The sequence below is a fragment of the Shewanella sp. UCD-KL12 genome (assembly GCF_001957125.1).
Classification (GTDB): Bacteria; Pseudomonadota; Gammaproteobacteria; order Enterobacterales; family Shewanellaceae; genus Shewanella.
In genome coordinates, this window is sequence record NZ_MPHJ01000003.1 from 52747 (window position 1) to 64352 (window position 11606).

Sequence of the window (11606 nt, forward strand, 5' to 3'; positions counted from 1 at the left end):
AATACTGACAGATATGAAGTTGATGGCCAAGTCATCAGCTTCTGAATAGGATTTAAGATGAAAAAAACATCTCTAGCGTTAGCGATGATGCTGTTAATGGCAGCTTGTAACTCGAATAACCCCAATGATGGAACACCAACTCCGCCAATCGATGAGTGGCCACCAGCTGAAGACCTTGTACATGCCCTTTATATCAGCAGTGCTCAGAGTCCAAACTGTGGGATCTCGGGGGTTGATTACTCTGTTTTTGATATCGATGGTGTATCGCTCGCAACAGGTCAATCAAATGAAAATGGTGCGATCATGATTGAGGAGCTGCCAGAGGGCGCGCATTACCTCAGTTACTTTTACCGTAGTCAGAACCCTGATTTCAAATACTGGAGTAGCAGCACTTTTGAGGTCAGCTTGCTTTCTCAGGCGAGTAAAGTGCTGTTAGCCCGTGTCGATGATGGCGATGTGGCAGAGTGTGCAGCGATTCAAGACAGTGCTAAGGCATTGACTTTCGTCAATCAAAGTGGCGGTGAAAGCTTGAAGCTTGCGGCCAATGGTGAGCTGAGCAATACAGGCAGTGCAATAAACATTGCTGAAGAGTCGCCGCTGTTAGTGACAAGCTTTGATAGTGATAGCAATTTACGCTTTAGTGAACTGCTAGATAGTCGTGATTTTGATGATGCAAGCGAAGTGACTATTACTGCTGAAGCGCAAAGTAAGCTGGTTTCAGTGACCTTGCCTATGGCGAGTGAGCAATTGAGCCTGAGCTATGTTAATTACCCGTTAGCGGCTGAATTTACGTCTTCACTGGTTTCTGAGCAAGTCGCGGTGCCCGATTACGGTATCCATGAAGGTAGCATCACAGCGATTAACGACACCATCGTCGATAACGAGCTTTGGGTGCAACAAAGAGAAGTGTCTAGCGATGAGCTGATTTTCGATGACATCAGTGAGATGAAGTTAAGTGTTATCTTCCCCACTCATGTCGATACTGGTGATAACTTAGCGACCCAAGTTGAGTTTGAAGTGCTAGGCAATGATGACTTAGGCGATACTGCCGGGCACTACTCAGATCGGATATACACGGGGGGCGGCCCATTCTGTGCTGAAGATCCTACCTATTGCCGTTATATCTACCGCAATGTCTTTGCTACAACGCAAGCGGGTAAGCTATTTATCGCCCCATTGCCTGAAGATATATTGTTTCATTGGATGGGCGGGGGGATCACCAGTCAAGTATTAACAGTGAGCAACCAAAGCTCGGTAGGCGCATTGCAATCGCTAGCAGCGGGTGAGGCGAGTCATTCCTTTGAGTCAGGTTTTGGCGCTGCAGATGCAGATAAAGCGCTGAGCGTATCTGAGCTACATTTAATGCCTGTATCGGCGCAGACTCGGGATGAGTTTGAGCAGCGTTATCAAACTGAGTTTAATGCAGTAGCGACCGCGAATGTCATCTAAGCAGCTAAGTCATGGTGAGTAACATCACAGGTCATTAAATACGATCTCCTGATAATTAAAAATGCAGCCTAATGGCTGCATTTTTTTATCTCACATATGTAAGGTTAGCCATTGTGTAAATTTTGTCGAATCCACTAAGGAAACTGTTTAAGATTATTGGTTATCTAAATGATAATTATTTGTATATAAAGATGAGCCTAGCAATCAGTGTCGCAATATCTGTTTTATGGTGCGGATGTTTAACCGTATTTCTCTCGAGTAATCACCAAAGGTTATTAGCTAAACCTTTTAGTAAATCCCTATCAATACCTACGTTTATAGGTAGTGTGTTAATTAGTATTTGGCTGTTTACGTTATCTTATAACGTTGTCGCGTCAGCCTTGGTGGTATTAACATTTACTATGCTGATTTGGCTTAGCTTAGTGTTACTGCTTGGTCATACCCAGGCCAAACTTATCCCTTTCAGTGGTGCTAATTTGATTTTTTGGTTAGCAGTGGTGCAGCTAGGAGGTCAACATGTGGTCTAAAACCTTCGCAGCCCTATTAGGCGGTTGCCTTATCTCAATCTCTGTAATGTTGAACCTCAATCACCTGTTACCGCTTGATGTGGATACTCGGTTATTTATTGGCTTATTGATGGCTTTTCCCCTTTGGGTGAGTGCCATGGTCTGGTGCTATGCCAGTGACACTGGCTGGCATGCATGGCGGCGATGCGGAGGTCTACTCTTGGTTTCGGTGGGCTTCAATACCTTGTTTTTTCTGAGCTAATCTAATCGTCATCGATATAGATTTTTGATAAATCGATTTTTAAGAGTGAGTAGTTATGAATAAACAATTTTTAAAGCGGTTGACGGAGGCTCATAGTTGGCTGGGGTTAACCATCTCCAGCCTACTATTTATCGTTTTTTTTATGGGCTCGATAAGCTTATTTCGCAGTGAGATATACCTCTGGTCTGTGTTGCCGCACCATGCTCCTGCCCAAGGGGAAGTTTTGTCTCCTAGCGAGATAATGGCATTAGCAATTAAGGATCGTCCCTTTAACGCTAAGGAGCATTTGACCTTAGTCTCTCCTTCTGACGAGATGCCATTTTATAAGGTGTACGTGGACATCCTCTTACCCGAAGATGCGACCACAGATATCGATTATGTATCTCTGTTGATGGATCCTGTGTCCGGTGAAGTGGTGGCCAATATTGATGATTTCTATCTGGCCGATTTTATTTACCAGTTACATTATGATCTTAATATTCCCAATGGCGGTTATATCATAGGTTTTGTGAGCCTATTTTTCTTTTTTGCACTGATATCTGGGATTTTCATTCATGCCCGTAAGTTGTTCAGACAGTTTTTTCTTTACCGTACTAACGAGGGCAAGCGGGATCAACTGCTAACCATGCATAATGTCATCGGCGTGATGACCCTGCCTTTTACCTTAATGTACGCGCTCACTGGATTGATTTTTAACTTAGTGATTATTTATCAAATCACTTTTGCCTTAGTGCTCTATAAAGGCGATCAACAAGCCTTGCTCAGCGATGCAGGTTACACCCAGCAGATGCCTGAATGGTTAGATAAACCACTGGATACCAGTGCTGAAGTTGATGCCTTAGTCGCTGAGCATATTGAAGAGTTTGGCGAGACCCCGAGGGTCATTCGCGGTTATAACTATGGTGACAGCAGTGCCTTACTGCATGTGTTCGGCAGTGAATCGGGTAAGTTTGTTAGCCCTGTTGAGCAGGTCTTTAGACTTAAAGATAAAGAGACCTTGTTCTCTAGGGCGCCTGAAACACCTAATACCATGACCACTGGTCGTATCGTACTGGCGACATTACATTTTGGTGACTATGCAGGAATGGATCTAAGGGTTATTTATCTTATTTTGGGCTTAGGCGTATGTACGCTTATCGTGAGTGGTAATTTACTTTGGGCCGAAAAGCGACTGCAACAGAGGCAGTCGACGCCTAAGCATATAGCCTTTGTTAATAGTATGACTTTAGGATCCTCGATGGGGGTCATGCTCGCCACAGCAATGGCATTTTTGACTGAACGATTAATGCCAATTGAATGGGCTGACCGAAGTCAGATAATGATAATCAGCTTTGTGATGACTTTATGTCTGTATCTGTTGCTGGCCTATATCATCACCGATAAACGAAGATTACTATTTATCTCCTTGATAGCTACGGCAGTTGTGGTAGCAATGACCATGATGTCTGACTGGGTCTTATTTCACCAGAACATTGTTGCGCTGAGTAATCGAGGGTTCTTACAGGTTGTAGGCGTTCAGGCCGGATTAGCTGTTGCCTTTGTCTTACTCATTACAGTGGCTTTGTCACTGTTTAGTAAGCCCGGTCAACAATCAGATGTAGAGACTTCTGATGATGAGCTCAAACATGCAGATATCACTTCGGATACGGTGACGCAAAACTGATGTTTATGACTTATTAGTCTTGAGATAAACACGCAGCCAATGGCTGCGTTTTGTTTAATATACCTCGAAACTCATTGAGGCATTAGCCGAGGTATAAACTTAGCAGTTAGTTAAAACTCAGCAGTTGGCTTTCAGCGTCATAATCATATTGCCACACTTGATAGTTAGGTAAACTGCCATCGTAATGCCAAACCACAGCGATAAGCTCATTTTGGTGGTTGGCTATTTTTACATTTGCTGAGAGGTCTCCACTGCTGAGCGGCCCTCTAAATAAGCATGATTCATAGTTCACTGTATAACTGGCACCCTGAGCTTGGTAATCATCACACAGTGAGAAGTAACCTCGTTGAGTATCATTCAGTGCAACCTGCACCTGTAATTGATACGCAGATTCAATGATGTTTTCCTCTGCGATAACCAGATCATCGAGGGATGTTGGGTCAGGGGTTGGATCAGGTGTATCTGTTCCTGTGTCCGTGCCTGTATCTGTTCCCGTTCCTGTATCAGTTGTGGTGGCTGTAACAGGTGCTGTTGTTGGCGCGCTGCTTGACTCTCCATCCCCTCCGCCTCCGCACCCTCCTGATAATGCTGCTAGGCTAAGCGCAATAATGAGGTAGTACTGACTTGGCTGCTCACGTTTAGGCGTGATTTTTGCCGCTGGTACCTGCTTTTTGGGAGTCGCTAATAGTTGCTTTGTCATAGTGATTTCCTCTTATTGCTCATTAAAGATTAATGAATGCGTTGGGTTGGTATACCAGCTTGGTTTGGTGGCGCCTGAACTATCTGCTGCAAAGTCCACGAAATCAGAGTAAGCACTGTCGAGACGCTCACGTTCCATGGGGTGCTGCCAGGTCACAGGGACTTCTATCGCCCATGCCATGCCATTTTCATTAAGAAAGTATTGTCCAGAGTTAGGTGAAGACCTATCTTCTCGAGAACCAAAGTAAGCGGTTGCAAACTTATCCGTTGGAGCGCGATTTTTAAGATGGATCTCAAGTTGACGACCTGGATGACCACCCACAACATTCTTGGCTGCAAGGCCATGATCCATTCCAGGGGTTGCAAAGATAAATGGATCGTAAGGAAATTCAGGCATTTGAGATTGAGCTATCGTGGTTTCAAACGGAATTGTCATTCTCCAAGTTGTTCTATGGTTTGTACCGCAACCTGTTTCAGTTCTTAAGAAATTACATCCATTGGCGATAGAGGTGTGATCCCACAGATCTTCAGTCAATATGAATACGGCATTGGTTTGTTCAGACTCAAGTGGTGAGCTAGTTTGAGCGATACCGTCAATGCTCCACTCTATAGAATTTTCCTTTACCTTATCAAAGGCGACATCAGGTAACTGGATGGCGAAACCGTTGTGGTAAGCGGCGCCCATTGCTGCGAGCTTAGCTTCTATCTCAATGCGTCTAACTTGATCATTTTTGACATATTCAATAAACCTGAGGTGGAAGATGACATCATTCATATCGTAATCTTCTTGGTCAGGATAAAGGTCTTCGTAGGCAACTGATGTATAGCCTGACGATGAAGGGTAGTAATTAATAGTGACCCCAGTTTCAGTAATAGTGATCTGGTGATCCTCCACCTCGCCGTCACCAACGCCACCTGTAGGTCCTATATCGGCTAAACTACTGAAGCGAAATCTTGCCCAGGTTTGGCCAGTTTTTCCCCAAGTTGGGACATCTAGGCTGAGAGTATTACTGCCGGGGGTGAGAGACTGTCCGCTTATCGCCTGCTCATCACTGTCAAACTCACCATTCTGGTTCCAATCAAACCAAGCGTTAAGATAGCCACCAGAACCAGTCGCTGTCACTAATACGATGGCAGATTCTCCAAGTTCAAAGCCAGTAGGCATGCTGATACCGTCTTCATCGTCATTGCCATCACTTGCATCATCAGATAATGGGGTAGGGTAACCGTTCGCCTCACTATCAACACCAGAGCCTAAATAAAAGTCATCTATAATGGAGTGTCTAGCGCCGTTAGATGTCATATAAGTCCCATAGGTATCAGGTGCATCACCAAAATCGACATTATCGCCGACTGGGACCTCAGCGAGCGCACAGCGGGCGCCATCATTACTCGATGAAGAGGGGCCGTAGGCAAAGATGTCTGCACTGGGGCTTGCATCATTGACATTGAGGCGATAGATCTTTCCATCCTTGTTATTACTGAGATATAGGGTGCCAGAGGGATCAAAAAATTGTGCACCAAAGGTGAAGTTTGTGCCTGATGAGGTGACCACAACGCCTAAGTTATCAGCCGATGCGTCACTAGGGTCTATTCGAAGTAGGCTACCTGTTGCACCATTGGTTACTGCGTAGATATAGCCATCACTAGGGTGGAAGGCAAAGTCAGTAATATTATAAGTTGCATTGGCTTTACTACCTGCAACGAGCGACATTGAGTAGTTACTTGGGTTATCAAGTGGGATCTTAAACAGTCCTTTATTCTTCCTATAGCCGTACCAGACATTTTCATCGATAGCGATATCGCCAACATAAAAGTTACCAGCAGCTGCCGCATCGGCATCTTTATTTACGCTAAGCGGGGATATCTGATAATCATCTCCCGTTTTACCTAGTGTGCTTGCTTCATAGTCCCAGCCATAGATGAAGTTATCATGGTAATTAAATCCAACGCCGTTGTAGGCTTTAATGCGATTCATATCGCTGGAAAGAATGACGTAACTCCCTGTGGCTAGCTCAACTCCGTAGGAGATAGGGATAGAAGATGGGGTTTGAATGATAAATGCTTTAGTTGGACAAGACTCAAACTCTCCAGCTATAGCACTTAGCGAAGTTAAACTTGCAGTGTAGGCCAGTATTAAAAGTGATGATCGTTTCATAGCAGTTCCCTTTAGATGATCGCTTAGCTGTACTCTGCATGGGGTGTGCCAGTTTTTAAGTTGTTGTTTCTGCATGGTTTGTTGTTATGTTGTTTTTGTTTTCTAAGCGGTGGCTGCATTCTGCAACTCATAGTGCGAGTAGGTTTAAAAAAATGATTTACTTGAAAGGGCTTGTTTAAACGGGATTAGTTGAGGGGATTTAAATGCTAGAAGGTAGGAGTGTAAAACAGAACGATAGCCCCAAGGTGGCGGAGCTATCTAACTGTCATTTCCGATAGGGATTAAGCATCACTGCCTTGAGCAACATACTCATTCCATTCATTGAGCTCTCTAGGGTCGCTATTTGCTTTTAACCAGCGGATAAAGCTTTGAGGGCAGCGGGTATTTAGATTGAGTTGACACCAAGCATCGAGGGCTGCTTGTGTGGTATAGCCTTCATTGTAAGCATCGAAGGCTTTCTCAGCGTGTCGCCAAAATGTATGGTCGATACGGCCTCTTTCTGCCAGAAAAGGGTGATCGCCTTTTGGCTGAGTTTGTTTTCTAACTTGGGTACTTAGATCAAGGAGAATTCGCTGGAGTACATCTGCACCTATCTCATTCATTTCGAGCTCATCAATCTTATTAATATCATCACCGACAGTCAGCATGACTCGCTCAATTAAGTAGTCTGAGTTGATTGTAATAGCCATCTCATAAGCAAAAATATCAAGCCTAGCAAAGATGCGATCGCGAAACTCCTCTTTAGTAAAGCGCTTCTCTTTAAGCGCTTTGTTATAGCTTCTAGTGTGTGGGTGCTTACTGATAAGTTCTTTTTGAAGGAGCGGGTATTCAGCGAGTAGATCTTTAGGAAGCATAGAGAGCAGATCCACTAGCTCCTCGGTATTGACCAATAAACTACCAAGCTCTGCTTTCGCTTTTGAAGAAAGTGCTGTTGTCATCATGTTCTCTATTTACTGTCTGGATTAAGGCCATATTAACTGTTTTAAACCTTACTAGTCATTACTATGAGTTTAATTGTTTTCTAGTAAAGGACTAAGTAGCAGGATACCTCAATCAAATATTACCTCTTTATGTTCTATCCTCTATCTCCTTAATTTTTTTATTCATTCAGGTTTCTACCAATAGGGCCTTTGCTGCTTGATTAAGTTTAAATTCAAGTGAGCATGACTCATCAAGTAGATTTTATTACTAGTAATACAAGCCCGTACTTACTCAGTAGCTACTCGGAATTTACCTTCTATTTACCTGTTTGATACTTGGAGCGGTGCAATGTTGACAGCTCATTAGCATAAAAGCCAAAGGTGAAGAACTTATGAGCATAAATGGGAGGAATAAGCCTTTCTTGTATCTCTAAGTGCTATCAATTTCCTTAATGATGAATGGTGATTTGTCACTTTATATCATGGCCACATCAAAAGGAGGGGAGCCCCTCGAAGGCATGAAGCCAACTTATTCAGAGAGTTATTAAAGAGAAATTGACTATGAAAAAAATTTTATGTGCGTGTGCTTTAACATCAATGCTAGTTGCATCTGCAGTTAGTGCTAGTGAGTTTACTATCAACCCTATGGTCGGTGCATCTCACAGTAAAGCGGGTGGCACTAATGCCGCTGTTGGTCTTGAAGCTGGCTATAGCGACTTTATTTTTGGTTATACCTATACGGGAGATGAGAATAAGAATAGCGATACTTATGACTTCCAGCATCCAGATGTTAATGATGGGATCAGTGTATCAGCAGATACTTTCTCACAAGATAAATATCGTGCTCACAGCCTATATGCTGGTTACCAGTTTGATCTAGGCGCAGGGCATCTTGCCGTTAAAGCTGGTGTTGAGATGTCTAAGTATTCAGTAGGAACAGGTTTTGATCTTAGAGAAAATGGTGATGGTGGGATTACAAATACTGCAGGTTTAAATGTTAGTGGTTCTAGCAATTACGAATATGCTCCAATGGTTGGTGTGGGGTACTACATGGATAACGGCCTTAACTTTAACCTTCATTACACATGGCAAGATGGTCAGCGTGACATGAGCTATTCTGCAAGTGCTTATAATGCTAAGCCTGTAACGTCACCTTCACACAAAGTTAAAAATGATGTGTCTAACAGAGATTTTAGCACCGTTATGTTCACCGTTGGTTACCGCTTCTAAGCAGTAATATTGCTTTTATTGCAATGCAAAAACGTCCTGATGGGCGTTTTTTAGTTAATGACTTGAGCTAGGAATGAATAATATAAAGGTCAAATATGCAGAGCTTAACCCCGCAAAATATCATCCCTAGATTGTTTCATATCGGTATTGTTTATTTAGGCGTACTACTCATCGTATTAGCATTGACAGCCTGTGTTATAGAGCAAGATACAGTTGGCGCGAGTATGACCAACCCTGCCTCTAGCTATTGTTTTGCACTCGATGGAGAGCTCGAGATAAAAACAGGCATAGATGGTGCTTTAGGGTTATGTCACCTGCCTTCAGGGGAGGTGATTGAGGAGTGGGATTTGTACAGGCGGGATCACTAGCTGTTACTCATAACTGTTACAAGTGACAAGGGGTATGTTGTTGAATATCGATTAATTAACTAAATTGCAAGCAGATGGTTAAAATGGTGTGAATAACTGTCTTAACTCACCTAATTAACACCTCTTATCTTATATCGCTTTTCAGCTTTCTGTAAATTGACTATCCGCAAACCATGCAATTGCCTTTAGGTAAAATTTTGAGAGTAAATTTTATGAGCTTAAGTGGAAAAATACGACCGCAATATAAAGCGCTAGCACCGAAAAGTAATGCGGGCTTTACTTTAATAGAGCTAGTGGTGGTTATCATTGTTTTAGGGATTTTATCAGTTGTTGCTGCGCCTAAATTTATCAACTTAAAAAGTGATGCTCACCACTCCGTATTACAGGGAATGAAGGGAGCGGTCTCAAGTGGTAACAGTTTAGTTTATAGCAAGGCATTGATTCAGGGGAAAGAGACTCAAGCTGTGGCGAGCGTAGATTTAGGCGCTAGCATAGGCAGCACTTTGCTCGCATATGGTTACTTGCCAACAAGTTTACAGTTCTTACCGCAAGATACTAAAAGCTTAGGCCCTATCGATCGAGTGATTTTTAATAGTATTACCACAGCACTAAATATTGATGCTACTCATCTAACTAGTACTGATGAAGTTGTCATGTCTGAGTGGGGAATAATGACACATGAACCAGATAGTTATATATCATTTGTGCCTAGAGGGCTGAGTGTTGACAGTCTTTGTTTACTTGAGTATACCGGCGTTAATGCGCAGGGGGATGAGCCAATGTTGAATGTGATTAACCAAGGTTGTTAGTAAAACTCGCTGAAGTCATCACTAGACAATATGGGCTTTAGTTATATCAGATTAAAGCTCTTAGCTTTCTAAGTTTCTACTCTTGTCACCAAATTACAGCTGTACTCCTTTTTGTTTGTTTTCTTCTTTTTCCTCCTCAAGGCTAGATTCTTAATATCGCGAGGTAAAGCTCACGAGTGCTGCGCTGAACATTCAAAGGGTTGAAATTCAATCGAGTTAGATTAAAGACCCTATAAAAAGTAAGTACTTAATGGGCAAGAATAAACAGATATTATTTCTCATTGAGTAGTGAAAAGCTGAAGATGCTCGACTAAGCTCAATGAGGTATTACTTTGCAGTTGCCCCTCATTACAAGTCAAGGAGAGACACATGTCAGTGGCTGTGCGTTCATCACATCGACTTATTACTTATCTAGCAGTTGTTATTGTAATGGTTTTCATCATAGCGCTATCTGCGAGTGCAAATACATCTGCATCTGAGCGAAAAAAGATCAGAGCGCTTTATATCCCCCTAGCCGATCACTACGCTTCGATTATTGCCTATGAAAGATATAGAGGTGAGATGAAGCATGCAGACTTTCAAATAGAGCAGATGAAAAACTGGGATCTGCTACGGGCCTACTTTCAATCTGGTGATGTTGATATGGCCTATGTGATGAGCCCTTTGGCGATGGATATGTACAGTGAGAACCCTCACTTTCGTTGGATTGGCTTGATGCACCGTGATGGGAATGCACTTGCAATCAATGACCAACTTAATAGGAAAGTGAAATTAGCCTCTATGAGGCATGAAAGAAAGCCTGATGATAAAGTCGCTAAAGCATTAAAAGAGGTCTTTGAGGTAACTGGAAAATCAACTGAAATTGGTATGCCGCATCTATTAGCCACACATACTGTGGTTTTGTATCGGTACCTTAAAGAGCATGGCCTTACCATGAGCTTAACACCAAGTTCTGGGACGGATGTATTAGCCATAGCCGTCGCCCCACCAAAGTCACCAAGCTTTATTAAGAGTAAAAGTAATCGCGCCCAAGCCGCTGCTTTTGAGCAATCTTTGCCTTGGGCTGATGTGGTTGAAACAGGCGGTTTCGGCCACGTAGCATGGTACTCAAAAGATGTAATGCCGTGGAAGCATGGACATGTCGAATGTATTGCTTAAGCAACGGATTATGCCATTACTAACAAGCAGCAAGCCGTACAGGAGGTGATGGATTATATCCATAAAGCGGGCGATGACATTGAGACTGCACGTAATTTAGGGGGGGAAGATATGGAGGAGATCGTAAGGCTAGTTCGTAAGCATATTCCTGCTCATACTCGTGAAGCGATTATTGCTAGTTTAGACCCTGATTTAAAGGTGATTAATTATCATAGTTTAAATGTGGATAAACCCGGTTTGAGGCTCATTATGGACTTAGCCGTTGAGGGAGGCATTATCAGGAACCCCATCGATATTGAAGATTTTGCAGATGAAAGCTTTAATCGCAGCCATATAGTTGAAAGAGCTGTAAGACTAGCTCCATTAAATCAGTAGAGCGAGACC

11 protein-coding genes are annotated in these 11606 nt (G+C 43.0%); 8 read left to right on the forward strand and 3 right to left on the reverse strand.

What is annotated here, in order from left to right; genetic code table 11:
* Window positions 1–57: 57 nt before the first annotated feature.
* The 3 genes from BM736_RS07965 (at window position 58) to BM736_RS07980 (ending at window position 3880) form a co-directional block, all read left to right on the forward strand.
* Window positions 58–1449 (forward strand): hypothetical protein, encoded by a 1392-nt coding sequence (locus tag BM736_RS07965; protein WP_076410681.1) that lies wholly within the window; start codon window positions 58–60, stop codon window positions 1447–1449.
* A gap of 516 nt (window positions 1450–1965) precedes the next feature.
* Window positions 1966–2217, forward strand: a complete 252-nt coding sequence (locus BM736_RS07975) for a hypothetical protein (RefSeq protein WP_076410682.1) — start codon at window positions 1966–1968, stop codon at window positions 2215–2217.
* Between the two features lie 55 nt (window positions 2218–2272).
* Window positions 2273–3880 carry a PepSY domain-containing protein gene (locus tag BM736_RS07980; protein WP_076410684.1) on the forward strand — a complete coding sequence of 536 codons (1608 nt, stop codon included), beginning with the start codon at window positions 2273–2275 and terminating at the stop codon, window positions 3878–3880.
* Window positions 3881–3986: 106 nt separating this feature from the next.
* On the opposite strand, the gene BM736_RS07985 is transcribed toward BM736_RS07980, so the two are convergent.
* The 3 genes from BM736_RS07985 to BM736_RS07995 form a co-directional block, all read right to left on the reverse strand.
* Window positions 3987–4580 carry a hypothetical protein gene (locus BM736_RS07985; protein WP_143562364.1) on the reverse strand — a complete coding sequence of 198 codons (594 nt, stop codon included), beginning with the start codon at window positions 4578–4580 and terminating at the stop codon, window positions 3987–3989.
* 12 nt (window positions 4581–4592) lie between these two features.
* Window positions 4593–6737 (reverse strand): LruC domain-containing protein, encoded by a 2145-nt coding sequence (locus BM736_RS07990; RefSeq protein ID WP_076410686.1) that lies wholly within the window; start codon window positions 6735–6737, stop codon window positions 4593–4595.
* Between the two features lie 281 nt (window positions 6738–7018).
* Entirely contained in the window at window positions 7019–7675 is a 657-nt protein-coding gene (locus BM736_RS07995; RefSeq protein ID WP_076410687.1) for a hypothetical protein, read from the reverse strand.
* Between the two features lie 543 nt (window positions 7676–8218).
* On the opposite strand from BM736_RS07995, the gene BM736_RS08000 reads away from it, so the two are divergent.
* From BM736_RS08000 to BM736_RS25385, 5 genes are all read left to right on the forward strand, one after another.
* Complete coding sequence (locus BM736_RS08000; protein WP_076410689.1) at window positions 8219–8887, forward strand: hypothetical protein; 669 nt, start codon at window positions 8219–8221, stop codon at window positions 8885–8887.
* Window positions 8888–8982: 95 nt separating this feature from the next.
* Complete coding sequence (locus BM736_RS08005; protein ID WP_083699961.1) at window positions 8983–9255, forward strand: DUF333 domain-containing protein; 273 nt, start codon at window positions 8983–8985, stop codon at window positions 9253–9255.
* 212 nt (window positions 9256–9467) lie between these two features.
* Window positions 9468–10064, forward strand: coding sequence for a type II secretion system protein (locus tag BM736_RS25505; protein WP_076410691.1), 597 nt, complete (start codon window positions 9468–9470; stop codon window positions 10062–10064).
* Between the two features lie 369 nt (window positions 10065–10433).
* A complete protein-coding gene (locus BM736_RS08015; protein ID WP_256717759.1) occupies window positions 10434–11222 on the forward strand; it encodes an ABC transporter substrate-binding protein in 789 nt (262 codons plus the stop codon).
* A 48-nt stretch (window positions 11223–11270) separates the two neighbouring features.
* A complete protein-coding gene (locus BM736_RS25385; protein ID WP_256717760.1) occupies window positions 11271–11597 on the forward strand; it encodes a hypothetical protein in 327 nt (108 codons plus the stop codon).
* The last annotated feature ends 9 nt before the right edge of the window (window positions 11598–11606 follow it).

Bases quoted from the DNA above. Each gene is read 5' to 3' on its own strand.
- BM736_RS25505 (WP_076410691.1), top strand. From the start codon at position 9,468: ATGAGCTTAAGTGGAAAAATACGACCGCAATATAAAGCGCTAGCACCG.
- BM736_RS07995 (WP_076410687.1), bottom strand. From the start codon at position 7,675: ATGACAACAGCACTTTCTTCAAAAGCGAAAGCAGAGCTTGGTAGTTTA.
- BM736_RS08015 (WP_256717759.1), top strand. From the start codon at position 10,434: ATGTCAGTGGCTGTGCGTTCATCACATCGACTTATTACTTATCTAGCA.
- BM736_RS07975 (WP_076410682.1), top strand. From the start codon at position 1,966: ATGTGGTCTAAAACCTTCGCAGCCCTATTAGGCGGTTGCCTTATCTCA.
- BM736_RS07980 (WP_076410684.1), top strand. From the start codon at position 2,273: ATGAATAAACAATTTTTAAAGCGGTTGACGGAGGCTCATAGTTGGCTG.
- BM736_RS07990 (WP_076410686.1), bottom strand. From the start codon at position 6,737: ATGAAACGATCATCACTTTTAATACTGGCCTACACTGCAAGTTTAACT.
- BM736_RS07965 (WP_076410681.1), top strand. From the start codon at position 58: ATGAAAAAAACATCTCTAGCGTTAGCGATGATGCTGTTAATGGCAGCT.
- BM736_RS08000 (WP_076410689.1), top strand. From the start codon at position 8,219: ATGAAAAAAATTTTATGTGCGTGTGCTTTAACATCAATGCTAGTTGCA.
- BM736_RS08005 (WP_083699961.1), top strand. From the start codon at position 8,983: ATGCAGAGCTTAACCCCGCAAAATATCATCCCTAGATTGTTTCATATC.
- BM736_RS07985 (WP_143562364.1), bottom strand. From the start codon at position 4,580: ATGACAAAGCAACTATTAGCGACTCCCAAAAAGCAGGTACCAGCGGCA.
- BM736_RS25385 (WP_256717760.1), top strand. From the start codon at position 11,271: ATGGATTATATCCATAAAGCGGGCGATGACATTGAGACTGCACGTAAT.